Origin of the sequence: Sorangium sp. So ce1153, assembly GCF_051521595.1 — a bacterium.
Lineage (GTDB): Bacteria > Myxococcota_A > Polyangia > Polyangiales > Polyangiaceae > Sorangium.
Window position 1 is genome coordinate 1,557,301 of the sequence record NZ_CP150361.1, and the last position, 24,046, is coordinate 1,581,346.

The window sequence follows — 24,046 nt, forward strand, 5'->3', positions numbered from 1 at the left end:
TGTCGATTAGGATCGACGCGTGAAGTGCGCGCCGTCGCCGGCGACGCCAGCTCAAGAGGTGCTCGGACATGCGTCGATTTCAGAATCGCGTCTTCGTGGTCGCGTCGCTCTCTCTGGGGCTGCTCGCAGCCATGCCAGTGCACGCGGCGTCCGTGGTGATGGTGAACCGGACGACGTGGGGGGCGAGCGGCGTACCGGACTACGTCAACATGCACATCTACGTCCCGGACCAGCTGGCGGAGAATCCACCCATCGTGGTGGCCTGCCACTCTTGCAGCACTCCGGTGAGCGGGTTCTTCAACAGCATCTCTGGCATCCGCGCGGGGGCCGACCAGAACGGCTTCATCATCATCCTTCCGGAGGCCACCGGCCGGAACTGCTGGGACGTGGGCACGATGAAGTCCCTGACCCACGATGGCGGCGGGGACACCCAGGCCATCGTTCAGATGGTGAAGTACACGCTCGCCGAGTACAACGGCGACCCGGCGCGCGTCTACGTGATGGGCGGCTCATCCGGAGCGATGATGACCCAGGCCATGCTGGCGGTGTACCCGGACGTCTTCAGGGCTGGCGCGGCGAGGGCGGGCGTGGCTGCCGGGTGCTGGGCGGACGGCTTCGACCCGAGCAACCAGTGGAGCGGCAACTGCGCGGGGGGCAGGACGAGCAAGACGGCGCAGGAATGGGGAGACCAGGTTCGCGCGATGTATCCTGGCTACACGGGACATCGCCCGCGCCTCCAGATCTTCCACGGCACGGCGGACGCGACGATCAACTACAAGAACCAGGGCGAGGCGATCAAGGAATGGACGAACGTCCTGGGTCTGAGCGAGACCCCGACCTCGACCGACAGCACGACCAGCGCGAACAGGACCACCTATGAGCGCCAGTTCTGGAAGAACGAGTGTGGCCACACGGTGTTCGAGGCCTGGTCAGGGAAAGACGGCGCGCACTCCATGCCGTACGAGCACGACGCCATCCTCGCGTTCTTCGGCCTCGACAGGGCCGGTGGTGGCGATCCAGAGACGGACTGTTCGGGTCCTGGCGGCAGCGGCGGCAGCGGCGGCATGGGCGGCTCGGGCGGCGGCGGCGCCGGGGGTGATCTGAGCGCCAGCAGCGCCGGACCCGCCGCGGGAAGCGGCGGCGCCGCGGGGGACGGCGGAAGCGCCGGCGGCGGCGCGACGGGCGGTAGCGCCCCGGGCGTCACCGCCGGCAGCGGCAATCCCGGCGAGGGGCCGGATACCGCATCTGACTCAGGCGGATGCGCCTATGCCGTCGGCGATGCGAAGCCGAAGAGCTTCCACGCGGCGGCAGTCGCCATCGGCCTCGCGCTGTTGACGATCCGTCGCCGGCCGCGAAACGCCAGGCGCTGACGGCTCGCGAAGGCGCAAAGAACAATGTTCATGCACGTTCGCGTGTTTGCGCTCCTGGCGTCTTTGCGCTGAAATCTCTCTTCGCTCGCGAGGCAGATCCCTGGCAGGATCTCCGACGCGCGAACTAGCCCGCGCGCGCGAAGCGGCTCGGAGGCTGGCCCACGTGTCGGCTGAACGCGGTGCTGAAGGTGCTCGCCGAGGCGTAGCCGACGCGCTCGGCGACCTCGGCGATCCCGAGATCATGGCGGCGGAGCAGGTCCCTCGCGACGGCCATGCGCCAGGCGAGCAGGTATTCCATCGGCGGCAGGCCCACCGTGCGGGCGAAGCGCTCGAAGAACGCCGAGCGCGAGAGGGCCGCGGTCTTCGCGAGCTCGGCCACCGTCCATGAGCGCGCGAGCTGACCGTGCATCTCCCGTATCGCCGGCGCGAGCCGCGGATCGGCCAGCCCGCGCAGGAGCCCGGGAGGCGCGTCTTCCGCCGCGGTCGACCGCAGCGCCTCGATGAGCAGCACCTCCACGAGGCGCGTGAGCACGAGGTCGCGCCCGGCTCTCTGCTCGTTCGATTCGTCGCCCACGAGCCGCACGAGCACCGAAAGCCGCTCGACGCCGCGCACGTGCAACAGCGCCGGCAGCAGCGACACGAGCAGCGCCGCGTCCGGCGAGTCGAAGACGAAATAGCCACCGAGCAGCCGCACGTCGGGGCGCCCGCCGCGCGTGCCATGGCGGACCTCGCCCGTCGGCGCGGGCGTCACCTTCGGGTCGACGCGCGCTGGCCTCACCGGCTCGAAGCCCGAGAGGGTGAAGCCCGGCGTCGCCGGCAAGAGCACGAAGTCGCTCGCCTCGAGCGTCAGGGCACGCTCGCCGTCGACGGCGAGCCGGCAGCTGCCCTCCAGCACGGCGCAGAAGCTCGGCTGGCCGAAGCTCGAGTAGCGAACACCCCAGCGCCCAGCGCCGCTGATGAGCTTCGAGAACACGGTGCGCGGCTGGAGCAGCGCGATCACTTCCGAGAGAGGGTCGCTCACGCATGGACTCTAGCAAACGAAATGTGGACTCTCAACGATAGATAGTCCAGCGCGCGCGGCTATGTTCCACCCATGAACGACGCGCCCACGGCGGCAAAGGAGTCCACATGAAGGCAGTGGTTGGATCTCGCGCGACGAGCGCCCCGCTCGTCGCTGGCGGCGCTCAGCAGCAGGGCGACGTCCCCGCTTCCGGCGAGCTTCGCCGTGGAGGGACGCCGTGAAGACCGCGCTGATCACCGGTTGCTCCTCGGGCTATGGCCTCGAGACGGCGCGCCACTTTCACGCGCAGGGCTGGAACGTGGTCGCCACGATGCGAACGCCGCGCGAGGACGCGCTGCCTCGGTCGGACCGGCTGCGCGTGGTGGCGCTCGACGTGACGAAGCCCGGCAGCATCGCGGCCGCGCTGGAGGCGAGCGGGCCCATCGACGTCCTCGTCAACAACGCCGGCATCGGGCTCATGGGCGCCTTCGAGGCCACGCCGATGACCACGGTGCGCGAGGTGTTCGAGACCAACACCTTCGGCGTCATGGCGATGACGCAGGCCGTGCTGCCCCAGCTCCGCGCGCGGAGATCGGGCGTGGTGGTGAACGTGACCTCGAGCGCGACGCTCGCGCCGATGCCGCTGGTCGCCGTGTACACCGCGAGCAAGACAGCCATCGAGGGGTTCAGCGCGTCGCTCGCGTTCGAGCTCGAGGCCTTCGACGTGCGCGTGAAGCTGGTCGAGCCGGGCTACGCCCCGACGACGCGCTTCACGAGCAACGGGGGAGCCCGCATGGCAGGGCTGATCCCCGACGCCTACGCGCCTTTCGCGCAGCGTATCTTCGCTTCCTTCGGGCAGCCGGCTCTGGTGACGACCGAGTCCGACGTGGCCGAGGCGGTGTGGCGCGCCGCGAACGACGCGTCGGGGCAGCTCCGTTTCCCGGCAGGCCCCGACGCGGTGGCGCTGGCCCGGGCGAGATGAGCGATTCGATGGGACGCGGGACTCGCCTGTCGCGCTCCTCGCGGTCGGCGTCGGCCAGGGGCCGAGCACCCTGGCGCGGCCGGCCGCGCGCGCCGCTCACCGGGCGAGCGTGAGGGCGAACGGCGCGAGCCCCCGCTTGCGCACCACGGAGGGGACGAGCAAGACGAGCGCCTCGGTCCCGCGCGCGGTCGTGACGTCTCCGAGATCCTCGATCCAGTCAGCCGGCCACCCCAGATCGCCGAGCAGCCTCGCGACGACGGCCTTCGCGCTCTCGTCGTTGCCGGAGAGGAACGCGGTCGGGGGGATACGCAGGCTCCCGGGATCGGCCATGACGGTGAACAGCATGGTGTTCAGCGTCTTGACCACGGCCGTCTCCGGCAGCGCGTCCTGCAGGCGCTCGGCGACGCTGCCGCCCGGGTAGAGCTGGCCGCTGGGCAAGCCGTTCTGGCCGCGCACCGTCGCGTTGGAGACGTCGATCAAGATCTTCCCCTTCAGCTCATCGCGGAGGGCGCCGAGCCGCTCGACGCTCGTGTCTCCGGGGGTGGCGTTGATGACGATCGAGGCCCGGCGCGCGGCCTCCGCGTGCTCCGTATGCTCGACGCGCGCCCCCGACCACTTCGCCGCTGCCTGCGCAGGGTCCCTGGTGCCGATCGCGATGGCATGCCCGGCGCCTGCGAGCTTGTTGGCAAGGACCGCGGCGACGCGGCCCGAGCCGAGGATTCCGATGTTTTCCACGATGCGCTCCATGGTTCAGATCCCCCTCTTCAGCGAACGGTAGACAGGACGTCGACCGCGCCCGCGTGGAGCCGCGGCGCAGCAGCCAGGAAGTCATCGCTGGTCAGGCTCCAGCGGTTCCCGCGCGTGTCCGTGACCGCGCCGCCGGCCTCCATGACGAGCAGCGCGCCAGCGAGCAGCCCGGAGAGGATCTGGCTGTACTGCCAGAAGACGTCCATCCGGCCGGCCGCGACCTGAACGAGCTGGAGCGTGGCCGGGACCGACACGCGCAGGACGAGCGCGCTCCCGAGCATCGCGGTGACGGACAGGCCGATCCGCCGGTACGTCTCTTTATCCTCGCCCGGCATCGCCTGGCCGGTCCCGACGAAGGCCGCGTCAAGCTGTGTCTTCGTCGACGCTTGAAGCCTCTTGGTCCCCAGGTAGGCGCCGCCGCCCTTCAGGGCGGTGTACGTCTCGCCGCTCAGGGGCAGGTGTACCGCGGTGAGGACCGGCTCGTTGTCACGGACGAGGGTCGCCGTGACGCACCAGTCCGGCATCCCGTGAACGTGGTTGATGTTCCCCTCGACGGTGTCGGTCACCCACCACTCCCCTGGCGGGAGGGGCCCGCGCTCGAGCTCGTCCTCGACCCACCGCGCCCCCGGGCGAGCGCGCGACAGCGGCTCACGGATCGCCTCGAGAGAGACAGCGTCGTTGGCGCCGAGGGCGGCGAAGACCTCCTCTCGGCTCCGGAGGCGCGGCTCGGTCGAGAACCGACGGACGAGCCGCTCGCCTGCCGCGGAGAGCGCCGCGACGACCGTGGGCAGCAGGGACTCGTCCTCGGCGCTGGCCGTGCTCTGGTCCCGCCGCGTCACATGGTTCGTCGATGGCTCGGAATGTGTCGACATGATTCCTCCTCAGGCGAGCGGCCCGCGCTTCCTCGCGACCTCTCGCTCGGGGGAGTAAACCCTGGACGACTCATGTCGTCCAATGCATAGTTGGTATACGAAGGATTACCCGCATGCATGTGGATCTGAACCTGCTCACGGCCCTGGACGCGCTGCTCGAGGAGAAGAGCGTCAGCGCTGCCGCGGCCCGCTTGCACCTGTCCCAGCCGGCGATGAGCCGAACCCTGGGGCGCATCCGGGACGCCACGGGCGACCCGATCCTGGTGCGCACCGGCCGGACCATGACGCTGACGCCGCGGGCGCTGGCCTTGCGCCAGGAGGTCCAGGCCATTGTCCAGCGGGCGCACGCGGTGTTCGCGCCCGAGGGGGAGCTCGACCTGGCGAAGCTCGATCGGATCTTCACCGTCCGCTGCCACGACGCGCTCACGACGGCGCTCGGCATGCGGCTGCTGCTCGCGTTGCAGGAGCAGGCCCCGCGGGCGCAGCTCCGGCTCGTCGGCGAGCCGACCGGAGACACCGATGACCTGCGCCACGGGCGCGTGGATCTCGAGATCGGCTCGGCGGAGCCACCGCTCCCGGAGATCCGTGGGGAGCTGATCGGCCAGGACCGCCTCGTCGTCGCCCTTCGCCGGGACCACCCCCTCGCGCGCGGCCGGCTCACCGCCAGGCGCTACGCCCAGGCGCTGCACGTCATCGTGTCACGCCGCGGTCGCCTGCGCGATCCGATCGACGACGCGCTGGAGGCCCTGGGGCTGCGGCGGCGCGTCGTCGCGGCGGCCCCCACGAGCGCGGCCGCCATTCACTTCGTCCACGAGAGCGATCTCGTCGTCGTGCTGCCGGCGCGCGTCTGCGGTCCGGCCCTGCGCACGCTGGGCCTCTGCGCCCTTCCGCTGCCGCTCGATCTGCCGGAGCTCCGGGTCGTTCAGCTGTGGCACCAGCGCCACGAGAGCGACAGGGCGCACGCGTGGCTGCGCGGGCAAACGCGCGAGATCCTTCAGGCCATCTGTCGCGGAGAGACGTAGGCCCAGGAGCGCCAGAGCCTCGTCACGTAAAGGACGTCGAGGCACATCGCGTCGCTCGCGCCCTCACCGAAGTACGTCCTCGCCGTGCGGCTCTCTCGTCGTGCAAATGTGTGGCGAGGTCACCTCGGTCGCGCGTCGCTACAGCGCTTACCTTACGTCTTGTAAACAGCGAAGGTTCGTTCTAGCCTCGTGCTCCGCTCCGCGGATGCAGTCGTGACGCGGGGGACGCAGAGCTGATCTGAAGCGGGCGAGCTCGAGGAGCGCGTCCGACGAGCGCGCGCTGGCGAGCTCGTGCTGCATCGTGCCATGTGGGCTCACGAGGCGATCCATGAAGCGGTCGCAGCCGCCGGAGCCTTGTAGGGGGGACAAAGCGTGACAATGGAATCCATCGAGCACGTCGTGCTCGTCATCCTCGAGAACCGCTCTTTCGACAGCGTCCTCGGGTGGCTCTACGCAGAGAAGGGCCAGGGGCCGGCGCTGAACATCCCGGAGCCCGCCCCCGGCGAGCGCCGCTTCGAGGGCCTCGACGGCGTCGATCTGAAGGCGTTCACCAGCTCGGCGGAGGGCCTCGACGGCGCCCCGGTGAAGGGCGCCTCGGCGCTGAACGTGCCCTGCGTCGCGCCGAACGAGGAGTTCAAGAGCGTCAACGTGCAGCTCTTCGGAAAAGAGGACGTCGAGCCCGGCGAACTCCCCACCATGAAGGGTTTTCTCCAGGATTACGTGGGGGCCATCAGGAGATCGGGCATCGCCAAGGACAACCCGGACGCGCTCCGCGCGCTCGCGGGGGAGGTCCTGGAGAGCTACACCCCGGAGCAGCTCCCGGTCCTCAATGGGCTCGCGGAGCATTACGCCGTCTGCGACATGTGGTTCTCGTCGGTGCCCTCCCAGACGAACCCCAACCGGGCCTTCGCCTTCTGCGGCACGTCGCTCGGGCTGACCGACAATGGCTGGCTCGAGAAGGACCCGAGGGCCAAGCTGATCGAGGAGAAGGTAGGCTTCGGCCTCGGCGACGATCAGTTCGACACGAAGACCCTCTGGAACGCCCTCCACGACGCCGGCCACGACGACTGGAAGATCTACTGGCAGGCGAGCACCCTGCCCGAGAAGATATCGTTCGCCCTCACCGGCGGAAAGACCTGGGTGGGTCATCTGGTCGAGCTCGCCGTCAACCTGGCGGAGCACCTCGACGCCGATCACCAGAGATACCTGATCGAGCTCTCGTCCGGCGAGCTCTCGTCCTGCTACACGTACCGCCTGTTCCGCGGCCTCCATGCCATCCCGGAGGTCGAGCGCCGCTTCGCCCGCATGGACGAGTTCCACGAGCAGGCGCGGGCAGGGACGCTCCCGCGGTTCAGCCTCCTGGAGCCGTCGTGGACCGTGTCGCAGGAGTCCACCGATGTGAGCAGGCTCCAGAGCCTCGCCACGGCGCTGGGGAACGACTATCACCCTCCGGGGAACCTGAGCGCGGGGGAGGCGTTCCTCCAGAGCGTCTACATGAGCCTCATCGCGAACCGAGCGGCCTGGGAGAAGACGCTGCTCATCGTGACGTTCGACGAGGGCGTCGGCTCCTTCGACCACGTGCCGCCGCCCGCCGCCGTGCCCCCCTGGGGGAGCGGCCGCCCTGGGTTCGAGACCCAGCACGGCTTCAACTTCGATCGTCACGGCGTCCGCGTGCCCGCGATCCTCGTCTCGCCGCGCATCCAGAAGGGCACCGTGTTCCGCTCGACGCGCGAGCAGCCCTTCGATCATACCTCGCTCATCGCCACGATCCTGAAGTGGTACGGGGAAGAGCGGCGCTTGCCCATGTTCATGGAGCGCGCGATGGGCGCGCCAACGTTCGAAGGGGTGTTGACCCTGGAGGAGCCTCGCCGCGATGAACGCGACGTCCGGTTCCTCCAGGTGGCGCGCGCGACGGGGGAGCCATTCCGATATTTCGAGCGGTTCTACCTGAGGAGCGACCGCGGCGAGCGCCTCTCGAGCGCCGTCAAGGAGCGGACGATCCTGGGCCTGCTCTCGGCGTCGGACCCGGAGGTGGCGGAGTACTTTCCGACCCTCGGCGGCGAGGCCGTCGAGCTCTTCCTGGAGAAGAGCGCGCGGGACGCCAGATCGGGAGAGGTCCGCGACGGCGACGAGGTCGCCCTCGCCTCGACCGAGGCGGGCATCGGGGCCTTCAACATGCTGGGCGCATGGAGCGACGCGCGGAATTGCTACTACTTCAACGACTATGACCCGGTCCTGGACAGGACCAGGTACACGAAGCAGACGTGGACCATCGAGAGCGCCGTCAAGGGCCGACCCGTCCGGTTCGGGGACGCGGTGGCCTTCAGGAACAAGCACTCCGGGGCGTACCTGACCCCGACCGAGAACGGCGTGACGACCCGGAGGGACGCGTACTTCTGGATCCTCGAGCCGATCGCCTCCCCGGCCGCGGCGCCGAGCCGGTGACGCCGAGCCGGGGAGCATGACCACGAGCGACCGGGATGCAGCGCGAAGGCCGGGCGTCCATGCGCGCGGCCGAGCTCGACGAGTATCAAGGATGGAGGGAGCAGAGGATGAATCGTCTATCGTCGGACATCGAGGAGATTGACGCGGAGTACGACGCGGTCGTCGTGGGCTCTGGCTACGGCGGCGCGATCATGGCGTCCCGCCTCGCGCGCGCCGGCCTGAAGGTCTGCGTGCTCGAGCGCGGGCGGGAGCGGCAGCCGGGCGAGTATCCGAACACCGCGCTCGAGGCCGCCGAGGAGGTGCAGATGAACCTCCCGGTCCTGGGTCATGAAGGCTCGCGCACAGGCCTGTTCGATCTGCACATCAACAAGGACATCGGCGTGCTCGTCGGCTGCGGCCTCGGCGGCACCTCCCTCATCAACGCCAACGTCTCGATCCGGGCCGAGGCGCGCGTCTTCGACGACCCGCGCTGGCCGGCCCGGCTCCGCGGCGAGGGCATGGAGCACCTCAACACAGGGTACATGCTCGCCGAGCGGATGCTCTCGCCGAAGCCCTATCCCCAGAGCTACCCCGCGCTGCCCAAGCTGACGGCGCTCGAGCGCTCGGCGGAGGTGATGGGGCAGCCGTTCCGGCGCCTCAACATCAACGTGACCTTCGAGGACGGCATCAACGCCGCCGGCGTCGCGCAGAAGGCCTGCAACAACTGCGGCGACTGCGTCTCGGGCTGTAATTTCGAGGCGAAGAACACCGTCTTGATGAACTACCTGCCCGACGCCAGGCGCCACGGCGCCGCCATCTTCGTCGAGACGAGCGTGCGCCACGTCGAGCGCCGGAGCGACGGGAAGTGGAACGTTCACTATCAGGTGCTCGACGTCGGCCGCGAGGCGTTCGACGCGCCGACGCTGGTCGTCACCGCCAAGATCGTCATCCTCTCCGCCGGGGCGCTGGGCTCGACCGAGATCCTGCTCCGGTCGAGGGAGCTCGGTTTGCCGATGTCCGACATGATCGGCGAGGGGTTCAGCGGCAACGGCGACATGCTCGGGTTCGGCTACAACTGCAAGCCGACGCTCGACGGCCTCGGCTTCGGGCACCGCGCGGCCGGGACGATGGCGCCCGTCGGGCCGTGCATCACCGGCGTGATCGACATGCGCAACCAGGCGGACATGAGGGACGACATCATCATCGAGGAGGGGTCGATCCCGGGCGCGCTCGCGCCGATCTTGCCGCTCATGTTCAAGGCGGCCTCCGCGATCGGCGGCTCGAACACCGCCCCTCAGGACGCCCTGGCCCAGGGGCTGCGAGAGGCCGAGTCGCTCCTCCTGGGGCCTTACCACGGCGCCACGGTGCACACGCAGACGTACCTCGTGATGGGGCACGAGGCGAACAGCGGCACGATGAAGCTGGAGAGCGACCAGCTGCGGATCGACTGGCCCGAGGTGGGCACCGAGCCGATCTTCGAGAAGATGAACGCGCGCCTCTTCGAGACGACGGCGCCGCACGAGGGGATCTCGGTCAAGGACCCGATCTGGTCCCCGAAGATCGGCGACAAGCTCATCACCGTGCACCCGCTCGGCGGCTGCATGATGGCCGACTCGGCCGAGGCAGGCGTCGTCAACGACAGGGGCACGGTGTTCGCGTCGAGCACCGGCGCCGCGGTCCACGAGGGGCTCTACGTCTGCGACGGCTCGATCATCCCCGTCTCGCTCGGCGTCAATCCGCTGCTCACGATCTCGGCGCTCGCCGAGCGCTGCGCGATCCACCTCACCCGCGACCGCGGGCTCCACATCGATTACTCGGACAAGGGCCCGATCGTCCCCGAGCCCGCGACGCGCAAGCCCGGGATCCGCTTCACCGAGACGATGAAGGGGTACTTCTCGAAGGCTGTCGACAGCGATTACGAGACCGCCGCCGCCCTGGGCAAGCAAGAGGACTCGAGCTTCAAGTTCATCCTCACGATCGTGTCCGAGGACGTCGACGCGATGATCTCGAGCCCGGAGCACGCCGCGCCCCTGCTCGGCACCGTGAACGCGCCCGCGCTCTCGGGGCGCCCGCTCACGGTGACGCACGGGACGTTCAACCTCTTCGTGCAGGACCCGAACGCCGCCGACACGCGGAACATGAAGTACTCGATGCGGCTCGCCTCGGAGGAGGGGCGCTCCTTCTACTTCTACGGCTTCAAGGTGGTCACCGATCGTCCGATCTGGGACGTATGGCACGACACCACCACGCTCTATATCACCATCCATGAGGGCGACGACGACAAGGGGCCGGTGATCGGCAAGGGGATCCTCGTGATCGAGCCGGAGGATTTCATCCGCCAGCTCGGGACGATCGACGTCACGAACGCGAAGAACGCCGAGGAGCGCCTCGCCACGACGGTGAAGTTCGGGCGCTTCTTCGCGGGCGTGGTCTACGATTACTACGGCGGCGTGGCGGCGCCGCTCCAGTACGCCGACTCGAACCCCGCGCCCCGGAAGCGCAGGCCGCTGCGCGCGCCCGCCCCGCGCCTCTTCCCGTTCAAGACCAGCGACGGCGTCGATCTCCTCCTGACGCGCTACAAGGCCGACGGCGCGTCGAAGGGGCCGGTGATGCTCGCGCACGGGCTCGGCGTCTCGAGCCGGATCTTCGCGACCGACACCATCGAGACGAACCTGCTCGAGCACCTCGTGGCCCACGGCTACGACGTCTGGCTGCTCGACTTCCGGTCGAGCGTGCTGCTCCCCGCGTCGAAGACGCAATACACGGCCGATCAGATCGCGCTCCACGACTACCCCGCTGCCGTGGCGAAGGTGCGCGAGGTCACGGGCGCGGCGAGCATCCAGGTCGTCGCCCACTGCTTCGGAGCGACGACCTTCACGATGGCGATGCTCGCCGGGCTCGAAGGCGTCCGCTCCGCGGTGCTCTCGCAGATCTCCGCGCACCTGGTCACGCCCGCCATGGTGCACCTGAAGGCAGGCCTGCATACGCCCGACCTGCTCGACGCGCTCGGCGTCAAGTCGCTCACGACGAACGCCTCGTCGCACGAGGGGTTCTTCTCGCACCTCTACGATCGCGCGCTCGCGCTCTACCCCGTCGGGCCCGATGAGCACTGCGACAGCGCCGTGTGCCACCGGATCTCGTTCATGTACGCCCCGCTCTACGAGCACGCGCAGCTGAACTACGCCACGCACGATCGGCTCTACGAGCTCTTCGGCGAGGCCACGATGCGCGCGTTCGAGGGGCTCGCGCTGATGACCCGCAAGGGCCACGTGGTCGACGCGGAAGGGAAGGACGTCTACCTGCCGCACCTCGACCGGATGGCGATCCCGATCCACTTCATCCACGGCGCGGAGAACCAGTGCTTCCTGCCGGCGAGCACCGAGAAGACGCTCGAGGCGCTCGCGGCGCGGAACGGCGCGGCCCTTTACTCGCGCGACGTCATCCCCGGGTACGGCCACATCGACTGCATCTTCGGCAAGAACGCGTCGACCGACGTTTACCCGTCGGTGGTCAAGCACCTCGACGGGACCTGAGCGCGCCGACGTCGCGAGATCGCCGGCGGTCGGCCGTGCGGCGGGGGTCGCTGGACACAACGTGACCGGGAGGAGGTCGCAGCGCTGAGAGGGCGAGGCGACCCGGGGCGGCGCGCGCCGTGGTACGGTGCCACGGCGCGCGCGCTCGCCGCCCGGAAGTGACGGAGCCAGCGATGACCCGTGGAGAGAAGCTCCTCTATCATCCGATCCGTCCGCTCGGGGTTGGCCGGCCCGCCGAGGAGACCCGCGGGAACGAATGAGCCGTGCAAGAGGAGGGTAGTGCCGTGAAGGAAGCGGACGCGAGGCAGAGCATCGAGGCCTATTTCAACGTGGTGGCGAACGAGCCGGATGCCGGCGCCTTCGTGGAGCTCTTCTCCCCGGACGGCATCCTCGAGGATCCGGTGGGGACGCCGCCGCTCCACGGGCGCGAGGCGATCCGCCGGTTCGTGGATGCAGGCAAGTCGAAGATCGAGCGCTTCGAGATCACCCTCCGCGAGATCATCACGTGCGGCAGCGAGAGCGCGGTGCGCTGGTCGGGCGACATCCTGACCAGGCAAGGGGAGCGCATCACCCTCGAGGGCATCGGGATCTTCATGTTCGACGAGCAGCAGAAGCTCCGCCACGTGAGGGAGTTCTATGACGTGACGAAGCTGCTCGCCGTCTTCTCCTGAGCAGGCGCGCCGCACGCCGCCGCGCGGCGACCACCCGTCAGAACTTGCCCGAGACCGTGAGGCCCGCGGTGCCGTCGGGGCCCGAGGGCTCGAGGCGCAGGCCCGCCCGGCGCAGGTCGCGCTGGTAGGCCTGCACCGGGTGCTCCGGCTCGAACATGGCGGCGAGCGACCACGTGGAGTTGAGCAGACCGAATAGAGCGCTCGTCATCCGCTTCTCCGCCGGCAGCTCGGGATCCAGCGCGGGCGCGGCGGCGGCGACCCCGCCGAGCGCGACCGGGAGGAAGATGGCCCACCTCGGGATCGCAGGCTCGGTGCCCAGGAGATCCCGCTCGATGCCCGCGAGCTGCGCGCCTGACAGGCGAGCGCGCCACCCGGGCGTCGCCACCAGCGCGTGGTCGGCGCGAAGCCGCGAGACCGGGGTGTACTCGGAGAGCGCCAGGTTGAGGCCGGAGAGCAAGCCGGCCGCGTAGCTTCCCGCCGAGAGCGAGACGAACGTCATTCTCGGGATCGATTCGCTGTCGAGGAGCGCGAACCCGAGCCAGAGGCTCCCTTGCGAGAGCATCCCGGCGGTCGCCAGGGTGTTTGGCCGGTAGGTCTCCGGCACCGCGAGCGCGAGGTCGTCCCTGGCGGCGCGTCACTCGAGCGGCTGGCGCGCGACGGCCTCCCTGATGGCGCGCTCGAGCGCCTCGCCTTCCTCGGGCGAGAGGGCGCGCATCGCGCCAGGGAAGGCCGCTTCGAGGTCCACGAGCACGTCGAGGGCCGCCTCTTCGATCAAGGCCGCCCGGTCGTGGCGCCCGACCTTCGAGGCGGCGGAGGCCACGCGCGGGCCGTTCGCGAGCCGCTCGCCCCAGCCGATCAGCGCGGGGAGGTCGACCGGGCGCTCCGGGTCCCAGGGCGCGCTCTCGTCGAAGCGGTCCTCGCGCATCTCGGCGATCTTCCGCTTCAAGGCCATGTAGGCGGCGGCGGGCATGCGGACATCCGGCTTGGCGACGAGCCCCTCCGCGAGGTTCTCCGGGCCGAGCGGCGGCAGCCCCAGGGCGGACGCGACGCGCGACGGGAAGCGCTCGGACAGCGCGGCGATCTCCGCCTTGCGCCCGCGGGCGAGGAGCGGGGGCGTCATGAGCCCCGCGGCGGCGGCGACGGCGGCCGCCTCGCTCCAGGAAAGGAAGGCGTCCTCGCCGCCGCCGATCGCGCGGAGCTCGAAGGGCGCCCACCGCAGGTCGGGCGCGTACCAGACGCCGGTCTGCACGGGGGTCATCCCGCCCGCGGGCACGTCCGGGTGGGGATAGCCGCCGCCGAAGAGCTCGCCGTAGAGCACGAGCCGCTCCGCGCCGACCGCCGCGAGCGCCGCGCGGGCGGCGTCCCGGAGCGACGCGCGGAGCAGCTGCCAGCCGAAGAAGGGGTCCTCGTCTCGGAGCCACTCCTTGCGCTTGCCGAAGCGCACGCCGCCCGCGTCGACGCCGATCACGAGCTGCGCGCCGTGGATCTTCTCGAGCGCGACCCACGTCGGGGCGTCGCTCGCGCCGAGGCACGGCATCTTGGGGAAGGGGAGGAACTCCATGCCGGGCCACGATAACGCTGAGCGCCACGATCGCGGCGGCGCGCGGCCGTGAGAACGAGCGTGCGAGGCGCTTGACTTCCGGGAAAGCCTTTGGGTTCCTTGTACCTCAGGGGGGTCAACCATGTCCGTCGAACCCAGCCGGGCTCCGCCCGCGCCGTGCTTTCGCCTCCTGCTGATCGAGGACAGCGCCATCGCGGCCTCGATCGTGCAGAGCCACCTCGACGCCGTGCCGTGGCAGCGCGCCGAGCTCGCGCACGCGGAGACGCTCGCGGCGGGGCTCGCCCGCGTGCAGGAGGGGTGGGACGTCGTCCTGCTCGACCTCTGCTTGCCCGACGGGGAGGGCCTCGAGGTGGTCGAGCGCGTGCGGGAGGTGGACCCCCATGTCCCGATCGTGGTGCTGACGGGCCATGACGACGTCCGCCTCGCCGAGCGCGCGCTCGGCGCCTCGGTGCAGGACTACCTCGTGAAGCGCAGCCTCGACGCCGACGCGCTGTGGCGGGCGATCCGCTACGCGGTCAGCCGCCAGCAGCTCGTGACGCAGCTCGCGCGGGCGATGGCGGCGGCCAGGGAGAACGAGGCCAACCTGCACCAGCTCATCGCCCGCAGCGCCGACGGGGTGGTCGTGCTGGACGCCACCGGGACCGTGCTCTTCGCGAACCCGGCCGCGGAGGCGCTGCTGGGCGACGGGCGGCCCGTGGCGGGGCGGGCCTGTCCGGTGGCGCTGCGCGCGGGGGAGACGAGCCACGAGGCGGGCGGGCACGCGGTCGTCCTCGACGTGCGCTGGGTCGACGTGGACTGGCAGGGGCGGCCGGCGCGGATGGCGCTCCTGCGCGACGTGACCGGGCGCCGCCGGGCGGAGGAGCTGCGGCTCCGGCTCGAGCGCAGCGAGCGGCTCGCCGCGGTCGGCCAGCTGGCGGCGGGCGTGGCCCACGAGATCAACAATCCGCTCGCGTACGTGGTGGCGAATCTGGAGCTGCTCGCCCGCGAGGTGCGGCGCCTCTCCGGCGCGGGGGTGGCGACGGAGCAGCTCGCTCAGCCGCTCCTGGAGGCCCGCCACGGCGCGGCGCGGGTGATGCACATCGTCCGGGATCTCGGGGTGTTCGCGCGCGCCGAGGCGAACGAGGCGATCGGGCCGACGGACGTCAACGCGGTGATCGAGAGCGCGCTCAACATCGTTCACGCGCAGATGAAGCACCGGGCGCTGGTCGTGCGCGAGCTCGCCCCGGTCTCGCGCGTGGGCGGGCCCGAGGGGCGCCTGACGCAGGTGTTCGTGAACCTGCTCATCAACGCGGCGCAGTCGATCCGGGAGGGGCGCGTGGCCGACAACCTCGTCGAGGTGCGCACGCGCGAGCAGGATCAGGAGGTCATCGCGGAGGTCGTGGACTCGGGCTGCGGGGTGGCGGAGGAGCACCTGCACCGGCTGTTCGAGCCGTTCTTCACCACGAAGCGCGCGGGGGAGGGGACCGGGCTCGGCCTCGCGATCTGCCGCAGCATCGTCGAGTCGTGCGGCGGGAGCATCGGGATCAGCAGCAAGGTCGGCGTGGGCACGTGCGTGCGCATCCGGCTGCCGGTCTGGGCGAGCGCGGAGCCGGCGGCGCTGCCGGCGCCGGAGCGCGGCGAGGGGGCGGCGCGGCGCGGGCGGATCTTGATCGTGGACGACGAGCCGCTGATCTTGCGCGCGCTGCGGGGGATCCTGGGGACGTCGCACGAGGTCGTGTGCGTGCGGTCGGGGGCGCAGGCGCAGCGGACGCTGCAGCTGGACGCGGACTTCGACGTGGTGCTCTGCGACGTGGTGATGCAGGAGGGCACGGGGATAGAGCTCCACGAGTGGATGGTGGCGGAGCTGCCGGCGCTGGCGGATCGGGTGCTGTTCATGACGGGCGGCGGGACCAGCGAGGTGAGCCGGAGGTTCCTGGCGGCGCACGGGGGGCGGGTGCTGCCGAAGCCGATCGACCCGGAGGAGCTGGTGCGGAGGGTGGAGGGGGTGCTGGCGGGGAGAGGCGTGGAGGCGGCGGGAGCGGTGTAGCGGGGGAGGCGAGCGCGTCAGGCGCAGCGCTCGCCGACCGTCGGCTCGCCGTCGGCGAGCAGCCGCTTGAGCGTGGCGAGGTCGACGGGCTTCACGAGGTGCTCGTCGAACCCGGCTTCGCACGCCTTCTCGCGGTCGTGCTGCTGCCCGTAGCCGGTGAGCGCGATCAGATAGACGTCCTTGTGCTGGCCCTTCTCGCGGACGCGGCGCGCGAACTCCAGGCCGTCGATCCCCGGCAGCCCGATGTCCACGATGGCGATGTGCGGGAGCACCGCGTCCATGAGCTCGATCCCCGCGATCCCGTGGTCCGTCGAGTGGCACTCGAACCCGGCGCGCTTCAGGAGCGCACAGAGCGCCTCGCGGCCGTCGGCGTTGTCCTCCACGACGACGACCCGCGATCCCTTGGGAAACTTCCTGAGGAGCGACCCGCGGGCCGCCTCCTTCTCGCGCGGCCGCTCGGTGACCGGCAACCGCACCTCGAACTCGCTGCCTTTGCCCTCCCCGTCGCTCCGCGCGCTCACGGTGCCGCCGTGCTTCTCGACGAGGCCCCGGACGAGCGTGAGCCCCACGCCGAGCCCCCCCGCCGAGCGGTCGAGCGTGCGGCTCGATTGCACGAAGAGCTCGAACACCGTGTCGAGCATCCCCTTCGGGATCCCGAGGCCGTCGTCCTTCACACGGACCACCGCGTGTCCGTCCACGCGCCGGGCCTCGAGGGTGACATGACCGCCCCGCGGGGTGTACTTCGCGGCGTTGTTGAGCAGGTTCACCTGGACCTGCTGGAGCCGCGCCGGGTCGCCCTCGACCCAGATCGGCTCGGGATCGATCACGGTCGAGAAGTGGACGCCGCGGCTGTCCATGAGGTTCTTCACCGCGTCGGTGGCGTCCTTCACCACGGAGCCGAGGTCGAGCACGCGCTTTCGAAGCTCGATCTTGTTCTGCGTGACGCGGCTCGCCTCCAGCAGATCGTCGAGCAAGCGCGCCATCTGCGCGGACTGACGCTCGAGGATCTGGAGGACCTTGTCGTCGAGCCCGGGGGCGCCGTTCGACGCGGCGCTGTCTTCCCTGAGCAGCGCCGTGGCATGGACGATCGCGCCGAGCGGGTTGCGGAGCTCGTGCGACAGCATGGCGAGGAACTCGTCGCGCCTCCGCACGGCGTCCTTGATCTGCTCCTCCGACCGCTTCTGCTCGGTGACGCTCCGGAAGATCCCGATGATGCCCACGATGTGGCCCGCGGCGTCCATGAGCGGGAGCCGCGTGACGAGGTCCCACTCCACGGCTCCATCCTGCCGCAGGCGCTTCTCCAGCTTGTAGTGCTGCGCCTCGCCGGTCCGCAGCACCACCTCGTCCTGCTGGTGAACGGCGAGCGCCGCCTCGTGCCCCGGGAGCTCGAAGCCGGTCTTGCCCGCGGCCTCGCGCGGATCGGAGAGGCCGAGGCGCTCCGCCATGGCGTGGTTCGTCCGGATGAACCGGCCGCGGGCGTCCTTGAAGTAGATCGCGTCAGGCACGCTGCGGAGCAGGCTGTTCAGGAGATAGCGCTCGTGGAAGAGCGCGTCCTCCGCCGCCTTGAGGCCGCTCACGTCGATCAGCGTGAGCACGACCCCCGCGACGGTGCCCTTGGCGCGGTAGGGGAGGATGCGGAGAAAGAACGAGCGATTGTGCCGATCGCGCAGCTCGCGCTCCACGCGCTCCCCGGTCGCGAGCACGCGCCTGAGGTCCTCGGTGAGCTCCGGGTGGTCGACCGCGTACGTGAACGTCTCGATCGGCCTGCCGACGTCCTGCAAGAGCAGGTTGAAGCTCTCCGCGATCTGCGGCGTGAATTTCCTGATCTTGAGCTCCTTGTCGAGGAAGATCGTGCCGATATCCGTGCTCGAGAGGAGGTTCTCCATGTCGTTTCCGAGCTCGGTGAGATCGGCGATCTTCCGCTGGTACTCCGCGTTCACCGAGTAGAGCTCCTCGTTGACGCTCTGGAGCTCCTCGTTCGTGCTCTGCAGCTCCTCGTTGGAGGCGAGGAGCTCCTCGTTCGCCGCCTGCAGCTCCTCGTTGCTCGCCTCGAGCTGCTCGGTCGTCGCCTGCAGGCTCTGCTTCGTGTAACTGAGCTCCGCCTCGAGCGCGCTGAGCTGCTCGCGCGAGACGTCGTCGAGGTTGATCTCCTTCTCCGGCATCGCCGCCCGCTGCGGCGCCCCCTCGATCGCGTCGAAGGTGATCAGGACGTGGGGCAACGTGCCTCGCCGGCTCTCGACCCGGCGGATCGTGACCTTGTACACGCCGCCCTCCGCTCGCACCCCCTTGAACACGATCGCCGAGGGCTCCTTGAGGGCGCGCTGCAGGCCCGCCGTCAGCATCATCTTGAGATCGGAGTCCAGCATCTCGAACGCGTTGAGCCCCACCCTGCCATCCTTGACCTTCAGGAAGCGGCTCGCCCCGCCGAAGGCGTGGACGAGCTCGCCGACGTCGTTGACGAGGAGGCTCGGAGGCATGAACTCGTCGAGCAGCGCGTCGTAGGTGCCGAGCAGGTGCGACACCGGGTGGCGCGCGACAGGCGCGGTGATCCCGGAGCGGGGGGCGCTCTGGCCCTTGGGCGACGCCGGCTGGAAGCGGGGATCGACCTGCATCCGCCGCTGGCTGTACTTCCGGTAGATCCGCCATTGCTTGTTGACGACCTCGAAGTCGTGCGCGAGGTGCCCCGGGGTCTCGCTGGGCCCGAGGAGGACCACGCCCCCGCGGTTGAGCGCGAAGTGAAAGAGGCTCAGGACCTTCTGCTGCGCCGCCGGCTGGAGGTAGATGAGCATGTTGCGGCAGCTGATGAAGTCGACGCGCGTGAACGGCGCGTCCTTGATCACGTTGTGGTGCGCGAAGACCACCGCCTGCCGGAGGTCGGGGACGACCTGGTAGCTGCGCCCGCGCCGGATGAAGTGCCGCTCGAGGCGCTCTGGCGAGACGTTCACCACCGCCTCTTCCTCGTAGAGCCCGCGCGTCGCGAGCTCGAGCGACCCGTGGTGCACGTCGGTCGCGAAGATCTTGAACGGTCGGTGGCCGGTCCGGGACGTGAGCTCGTGGAGGAGGATGGCGAGCGAATAGACCTCTTCGCCCGTCGCGCAGCCGGCGACCCACACGCGGAACGGCGCGTCGCGCGGCCCCTCTCGCAGGAGCTCGGGGAGCACCTCCTGCTCGAGGACGCCGAACGCCTCCTCGTTCCGGAAGAAGCGCGTCACGCCGATGAGGAGGTCACGGTAGAGCACGTCGAGCTCTCTCGACTCGCTCTTCAAGCGCTTGACGTACTGATCGATATCGTCGGTGTGCGCGAGCTGGATCCGCCGCTCGATGCGCCGGGTGACGGTGCTCGGTTTGTAATGCGTGAAGTCGATGCCGAACTGCTCCTCGAGCATCCTGTAGACCGCGGTCATCGCCTGATCGACGCCGTCCGCCTCCCGCTCCGGCCGGCGACCCTCGGCCCTCACGTGCTCGAGGAGGACGCGCGGCATGTCCTGGGGAGGGAGGACGCAGTCGGCGACGCCGGCGTCACGCGCGGTCTTCGGCATTCCATCGAACTGCGCGCTGTCGACGTCCTGCACGACGACCAGGCCGCCCGCCTCGTGGACCGCGCGGATGCCGCGCGAGCCGTCGCTCCCGCCCCCGGAGAGGACCACGGCGATCGCCCGCGGGCCGCAGTCCTGCGCGAGGGACCGGAAGAACACGTCGATGGGCAGCGTGAGCTCCTGGTCGCGATCTCTCTCGCTGAGGAGCAGGCGGCCGCCGGAGATGATCATCTCCTTCTTCGGCGGGATCAGGTAGACGTGGTCGGGCTCGACCAGCATGCCGTTCTCGACGAGGTGAATGGGCAGCTCGGTGCGGCGCCCGAGGATCTCGTCCATCAGGCTCCTGAAGTCCGGCGACAGGTGCTGGACGACGACGAAGGCCATCCCGCTCTCCTTCGGGATGCTGTCGAAGAAGTGCTCGAGCGCCTCGAGCCCCCCCGCCGAGGCGCCGATCCCCACCACATAAGGCGCGACGGCTGGCCGGGCCGCGCGGGTTCTTGCGTCGGCTGCGTCGCGCAGCTCGCGTTCGGTCGACATACCCGACCTCAACGGCAGCAAGCGTGCCCAGGCTGTGTCCGCTGGTCAGCGCGTTCGCGGGGCCGATATCCTCGGATCTCGGGCAGCGGGTGGCCGCCAGGGCTGTGACAAATTGCTACGTCACGCGTCACATGTGGTGGTCTTGCGGGGTCGGTGGGGCTCCGGGGCGACGCCGGCTGTGTTACAAGCGAAGGCCAGCGGCGGCACGCGCGTCGCGAGCGGCGGCAGGGGCGTTGCGAGCGGCGGCAGGGGCGTTGCGAGCGGCGGCAGGGGCGTTGCGAGCGGCGGCTCGCACGTCGCGAGCGGCGGCAGGGGCGTTGCGAACGGCGGCACGCTCGTTGCAAAGACAAGGGTGAAATTGCGCAAAGGTTTCGAAGGCCAATCCGACGGCGCACATGGCAATGACAAGACCCACGCAGGATAAGGGCCGGCAGGTCGTCAATGCGACGCTGACGCTACGACTCACCCGGCACGACCGCGAGCTCTTGCAGGCGCTCGTGGCGTTGCAAGCCGAGGAGATGTCCGACACGGGCGTGGAGGTGACGGCCGCCAGCTACGTGCGCGGGCTCATTCGGCACGAGGCGAGGAAGAAGGGGCTCCTCGAGCCCGCCGCCGCGAGCCCGCCTCGGCGCCGGCCCGCTCGCCCGAACGAGCCTTGACGCCTCGTGGTGCCCCGCCGAGTGGACGGAACTCGGGGCGTGCAGCTGACCGCGATCAAGGCGCGCTGATCCTCGGGCTCACGTCCCGCCGCAGGCCTCGTACTGCGTCTTGCAGGCGTCCATCCCCGCCTGCTGCACGCAGGGCTCGCAGTCGGCGGTGATCCCCCCGCCGGCGCACTCCGTCGCGCACTCGTCGGCGCAAACGCCCGCCGCGCAGACGCAGGCGATGAGCGCGTCCGTCTCGGGGTTCTGCACGTGGTCCGCGCCCGGATCGCAGCCGAGCACGCACGAGCAGCAGAGGCCGTCGCCCTGACAACAACCGTCTCCGCGCCCCACGGGACAGCTGCACTCGCTGCCGTCCTGATCCATGCACGGCCCGTAGCCGCTGCCGTCCTCGAGGCAGGTCGCGATGCCCGGGCCGCTGATCGCGTGACAGGTGCACGACATGGTCGAGCCCGGAACGCACGAGGTCCCGGTGGCCGAGCTGGTGACCGTCGTGGTGGCGGTCGACCCGCCGCTCCCCGACGGATCCGGGTCGGTCGTCGTGGAGCCGCATGCGGCCGCGAGCGCAGCCGTGAACAAGCAGAGAGCAAGGATATTTCGCATGATCACCCTATACCGCGTCGCCGGCGCGGCCGTCGAGATCCGCCTCGCGGGCTCCGCGGGCGGCCCGGGGCCCGGAGGGCGCTCAGGGCACGACCGACTCGGACCCTGGCGAGCAATTCCCCGCGAGGGTGCTGCAGGTGAGCCGGTTCTGCATGAAGCTCACCCGCCGCGGGATCTCGACCTGCTTGACGAAATTCGAGAGGACCCCGGTGCCGTCGGGGCCGGGGGTCGCGAACGGCGCCACGTGGTAGAAGGTGGCGAGCTGGTCGGTCTCGGCGTTGTGGCACCCGTTGCAGGTCTGGCCGGCGAACGCGTGGCGCAGCGGCTCGTCCGTTCCCGGAAAGGCCCACTTCGTGGCGGAAGGGACGATGCTGCCCTCCGCCTCGCCGCCGAGGAACGAGGCGTCGAGCGGCGTCACGCCGGCGATGATCCCGGTCCGGTTCGCGAGCAGGAACGCCTCGAGGCCCGCGTCCCCGTTGAGCTGCTGATCCGGGGTCTGCGCGGCCTCCACGAGCCTCAGGAAGGCCTGGTAGCCGGTCGGCTCCGGCACGAGGTGGAACTCCCGCCACGACCAGGGGGCGCCCATCAGGCTCTCGCTCGTGCGCAGCTGGCCGAGCGCGCTGGCGTTGGGGTTGCCCATGGTGCTGCGCTCGGAGCCGCGCTGCGTGAAGAGGTCCGTGATCTCCTGGAGCTCCTCGTTGTACTGGGCGCCGAACGCGACCTGCCCCAGCGCGTGAAAGCGGGTGATCCAGCTGTGCCGGTCCGGCACGGCCGAGTTGTTCGGCAGGCGGTACTCGAAGATCACCGTCATCCCGGCGATGAAGTGGTTCGGCGGGATGATGCCGAAGACGAAGCGCGCCTCGCCGCTGCCGCTCGCGTGCAGGTCGGTCCGGTTGAAGATGCCGAGGAGCTGGAACGGCGCCTGCGCGAGATCGAGCTTGCCGTCCGGCCGCGTCGGCCAGAGGTTCGTCAGCGACGACATCCCCCGGGTCGTCGTCGGATACCCGTTGATCGTCAGCGGCTGAAAGCCCTCCAGCCACTCCGCGGCGAAGTCCGCGGGATCGACGCCGCTCGGGGTCATCTGCTCGATCAGGTACCGGAAGCTCCAGGGGCCGCCCGTCGCGTTCGAGGCGCGCGCGTCCTGCGTGACCGAGGGGTCGACGATCGCGATCTCCTTGTACGGGTCGACCGACGGCCCCGCGCCGCAGGCGCCGGCGCAGGTGAAGCTCTGGAGTTGATCGGCCGTGACGGTGCCGAGGTCGACCGCGGCCGGCGTGATCGTGGCGCCCGGCTTCACCGGCGTGAGCGTGTAGGCGCCCGCGGGCAGGTTGGTGAAGAGGAAGTTGCCGTGGCTGTCGGTGACGGCCTGCGCGCTCACGGCGCCGCTGAGCTGCACGGTGACGCCGCTCATCCCTGCGTTGGACGACCCATTGCCGACGTGCCCCGCGATGGCGACAGCGCCGTTCAGCGCCGCCTCGGCGCCGCCGAGGAGAGGCTGCTCCTCGAGCGGCTCGACTCCGCAGGACGAGAGTGCAATCGCGGTGAGAGCGACCAGATGAGAGGCCGAGCGGCGCGGCGCGATTTTCATCGACAAGGATCCTTTCAAGACAGGTGAAACCGGCGCGCGGCTCGAGCGCGGCCGATCCTGTGCCGTGCAGGTAGGCCGGGCGCGCGCCCTGTCGAGGTGTTTTACATTAATTCACATGCCGGCCATGAGGCCGTGCGCCCACATCGCATCTCCTCGGCGTCGGAGTCGCGGCTCCCGGCGATCAGCCGGCGCAGGGGCGGGCGAGGCGCGGCCGAGGCGACGGCGGCGACGTGCGCCGCCGGTGTGACAGCGCACTTGCGCGAGGCGCGCGGCGGCCACTATGTTCGCCCCCGCGCGCTTCCCCGCAGGCGGTGCTCCCGCGCCGCGCTGCCGTGATGTACCCGGGGGGCCGCGCTGTCCGCAGCGTGCGATAGCAAGGAGATGAAGATGGCGATCTCGATGTATCAGGCCTCCGTGCCCCTGTTCGTGAAGATGCTCGGCAACCTCTCGGCGATCCTCAAGAAGGCCGCCGCTTACGCCGAGGCGAAGAAGATCGAGCCGCGCGTCCTGCTCGACGCGCGCCTCGCCCCGGACATGCTCTCGCTCACGCGCCAGGTGCAGATCGCCAGCGACACGGCCAAGGGCTGTGGGGCGCGGCTGGCGGCCGTCGACGTGCCGAAGTACGAGGACAACGAGTCGAGCTTCGACGATCTGCAGGCCCGCATCGCCAAGACGATCGAGTTCCTGAACGGTCTGAAGGCCGAGCAGATCGACGGCTCCGAGGAGCGCGAGGTCACGATCCCGACGCGCGATCAGCCGCTGAAGTTCAAGGGGCTGCCTTACCTCCAGTACTTCGTGCTGCCCAACTTCTATTTTCACGTGACGACCACCTACGCGATCTTGCGCCACAACGGGCTCGACGTCGGCAAGATGGACTACCTCGGCGCGCGCTGAGGGAGCGCCGGCCGCCCA

At 70.1% G+C, this 24,046-nt stretch carries 17 protein-coding genes; 9 read left to right on the plus strand and 8 right to left on the minus strand.

What is annotated here, in order from left to right; genetic code table 11:
* The first annotated feature begins 68 nt into the window (after window positions 1-68).
* Window positions 69-1,370 (plus strand): extracellular catalytic domain type 1 short-chain-length polyhydroxyalkanoate depolymerase, encoded by a 1,302-nt coding sequence (locus WME85_RS05590; protein ID WP_437835823.1) that lies wholly within the window; start codon window positions 69-71, stop codon window positions 1,368-1,370.
* 124 nt (window positions 1,371-1,494) lie between these two features.
* On the opposite strand, the gene WME85_RS05595 is transcribed toward WME85_RS05590, so the two are convergent.
* Entirely contained in the window at window positions 1,495-2,391 is an 897-nt protein-coding gene (locus WME85_RS05595) for an AraC family transcriptional regulator (protein WP_437835825.1), read from the minus strand.
* Between the two features lie 217 nt (window positions 2,392-2,608).
* Between WME85_RS05595 and WME85_RS05600 the strand changes: the two genes are divergently transcribed.
* Window positions 2,609-3,352, plus strand: coding sequence for an SDR family oxidoreductase (locus WME85_RS05600; protein ID WP_437835827.1), 744 nt, complete (start codon window positions 2,609-2,611; stop codon window positions 3,350-3,352).
* Window positions 3,353-3,448: 96 nt separating this feature from the next.
* Here the strand turns inward: WME85_RS05600 and WME85_RS05605 are convergent, their stop codons facing one another.
* Both WME85_RS05605 and WME85_RS05610 read right to left on the minus strand, forming a co-directional pair.
* Window positions 3,449-4,087, minus strand: a complete 639-nt coding sequence (locus WME85_RS05605; RefSeq protein ID WP_437835829.1) for an NADPH-dependent F420 reductase — start codon at window positions 4,085-4,087, stop codon at window positions 3,449-3,451.
* A 29-nt stretch (window positions 4,088-4,116) separates the two neighbouring features.
* Window positions 4,117-4,971: an inositol monophosphatase family protein gene (locus tag WME85_RS05610; RefSeq protein ID WP_437835831.1), complete on the minus strand. Its 855-nt coding sequence runs from the start codon at window positions 4,969-4,971 to the stop codon at window positions 4,117-4,119.
* 113 nt (window positions 4,972-5,084) lie between these two features.
* Between WME85_RS05610 and WME85_RS05615 the strand changes: the two genes are divergently transcribed.
* The 4 genes from WME85_RS05615 (at window position 5,085) to WME85_RS05630 (ending at window position 12,621) form a co-directional block, all read left to right on the plus strand.
* On the plus strand, window positions 5,085-5,993 hold the full coding sequence (locus WME85_RS05615; RefSeq protein ID WP_437835833.1) for a LysR family transcriptional regulator: 909 nt from the start codon (window positions 5,085-5,087) through the stop codon (window positions 5,991-5,993).
* 378 nt (window positions 5,994-6,371) lie between these two features.
* Window positions 6,372-8,438, plus strand: coding sequence for an alkaline phosphatase family protein (locus tag WME85_RS05620; protein ID WP_437842249.1), 2,067 nt, complete (start codon window positions 6,372-6,374; stop codon window positions 8,436-8,438).
* Between the two features lie 107 nt (window positions 8,439-8,545).
* Window positions 8,546-11,950, plus strand: a complete 3,405-nt coding sequence (locus WME85_RS05625) for an alpha/beta fold hydrolase (RefSeq protein WP_437835835.1) — start codon at window positions 8,546-8,548, stop codon at window positions 11,948-11,950.
* A gap of 284 nt (window positions 11,951-12,234) precedes the next feature.
* A complete protein-coding gene (locus WME85_RS05630; protein ID WP_437835838.1) occupies window positions 12,235-12,621 on the plus strand; it encodes a nuclear transport factor 2 family protein in 387 nt (128 codons plus the stop codon).
* A gap of 37 nt (window positions 12,622-12,658) precedes the next feature.
* Here WME85_RS05630 and WME85_RS05635 read toward each other — a convergent pair whose 3' ends face one another.
* Both WME85_RS05635 and WME85_RS05640 read right to left on the minus strand, forming a co-directional pair.
* Window positions 12,659-13,225 carry a hypothetical protein gene (locus WME85_RS05635; RefSeq protein WP_437835840.1) on the minus strand — a complete coding sequence of 189 codons (567 nt, stop codon included), beginning with the start codon at window positions 13,223-13,225 and terminating at the stop codon, window positions 12,659-12,661.
* A gap of 30 nt (window positions 13,226-13,255) precedes the next feature.
* Complete coding sequence (locus tag WME85_RS05640) at window positions 13,256-14,182, minus strand: RNA ligase family protein (RefSeq protein ID WP_437835841.1); 927 nt, start codon at window positions 14,180-14,182, stop codon at window positions 13,256-13,258.
* A 121-nt stretch (window positions 14,183-14,303) separates the two neighbouring features.
* Here WME85_RS05640 and WME85_RS05645 point away from each other — a divergent pair, with 121 nt between their 5' ends.
* Complete coding sequence (locus WME85_RS05645) at window positions 14,304-16,208, plus strand: response regulator (protein ID WP_437835843.1); 1,905 nt, start codon at window positions 14,304-14,306, stop codon at window positions 16,206-16,208.
* Between the two features lie 17 nt (window positions 16,209-16,225).
* On the opposite strand, the gene WME85_RS05650 is transcribed toward WME85_RS05645, so the two are convergent.
* A complete protein-coding gene (locus WME85_RS05650; protein ID WP_437835845.1) occupies window positions 16,226-20,281 on the minus strand; it encodes a chemotaxis protein CheB in 4,056 nt (1,351 codons plus the stop codon).
* A gap of 395 nt (window positions 20,282-20,676) precedes the next feature.
* Between WME85_RS05650 and WME85_RS05655 the strand changes: the two genes are divergently transcribed.
* Window positions 20,677-20,940: a hypothetical protein gene (locus WME85_RS05655; RefSeq protein ID WP_437835847.1), complete on the plus strand. Its 264-nt coding sequence runs from the start codon at window positions 20,677-20,679 to the stop codon at window positions 20,938-20,940.
* 78 nt (window positions 20,941-21,018) lie between these two features.
* Here WME85_RS05655 and WME85_RS05660 read toward each other — a convergent pair whose 3' ends face one another.
* Together WME85_RS05660 and WME85_RS05665 are read right to left on the minus strand one after the other, a co-directional pair.
* A complete protein-coding gene (locus tag WME85_RS05660; RefSeq protein ID WP_437835849.1) occupies window positions 21,019-21,546 on the minus strand; it encodes a hypothetical protein in 528 nt (175 codons plus the stop codon).
* A gap of 82 nt (window positions 21,547-21,628) precedes the next feature.
* Window positions 21,629-23,134 (minus strand): carboxypeptidase regulatory-like domain-containing protein, encoded by a 1,506-nt coding sequence (locus WME85_RS05665; RefSeq protein ID WP_437835850.1) that lies wholly within the window; start codon window positions 23,132-23,134, stop codon window positions 21,629-21,631.
* A 387-nt stretch (window positions 23,135-23,521) separates the two neighbouring features.
* Between WME85_RS05665 and WME85_RS05670 the strand changes: the two genes are divergently transcribed.
* Window positions 23,522-24,028, plus strand: a complete 507-nt coding sequence (locus tag WME85_RS05670) for a DUF1993 domain-containing protein (RefSeq protein WP_437308038.1) — start codon at window positions 23,522-23,524, stop codon at window positions 24,026-24,028.
* Window positions 24,029-24,046: the final 18 nt, after the last annotated feature.

Coding starts and splice junctions, on each gene's coding strand:
- WME85_RS05590 (WP_437835823.1), top strand. CDS start 69: ATGCGTCGATTTCAGAATCGCGTCTTCGTGGTCGCGTCGCTCTCTCTG.
- WME85_RS05610 (WP_437835831.1), bottom strand. CDS start 4,971: ATGTCGACACATTCCGAGCCATCGACGAACCATGTGACGCGGCGGGAC.
- WME85_RS05615 (WP_437835833.1), top strand. CDS start 5,085: ATGCATGTGGATCTGAACCTGCTCACGGCCCTGGACGCGCTGCTCGAG.
- WME85_RS05620 (WP_437842249.1), top strand. CDS start 6,372: ATGGAATCCATCGAGCACGTCGTGCTCGTCATCCTCGAGAACCGCTCT.
- WME85_RS05625 (WP_437835835.1), top strand. CDS start 8,546: ATGAATCGTCTATCGTCGGACATCGAGGAGATTGACGCGGAGTACGAC.
- WME85_RS05640 (WP_437835841.1), bottom strand. CDS start 14,182: ATGGAGTTCCTCCCCTTCCCCAAGATGCCGTGCCTCGGCGCGAGCGAC.
- WME85_RS05645 (WP_437835843.1), top strand. CDS start 14,304: ATGTCCGTCGAACCCAGCCGGGCTCCGCCCGCGCCGTGCTTTCGCCTC.
- WME85_RS05650 (WP_437835845.1), bottom strand. CDS start 20,281: ATGTCGACCGAACGCGAGCTGCGCGACGCAGCCGACGCAAGAACCCGC.
- WME85_RS05655 (WP_437835847.1), top strand. CDS start 20,677: ATGGCAATGACAAGACCCACGCAGGATAAGGGCCGGCAGGTCGTCAAT.
- WME85_RS05660 (WP_437835849.1), bottom strand. CDS start 21,546: ATGCGAAATATCCTTGCTCTCTGCTTGTTCACGGCTGCGCTCGCGGCC.
- WME85_RS05665 (WP_437835850.1), bottom strand. CDS start 23,134: ATGAAAATCGCGCCGCGCCGCTCGGCCTCTCATCTGGTCGCTCTCACC.
- WME85_RS05670 (WP_437308038.1), top strand. CDS start 23,522: ATGGCGATCTCGATGTATCAGGCCTCCGTGCCCCTGTTCGTGAAGATG.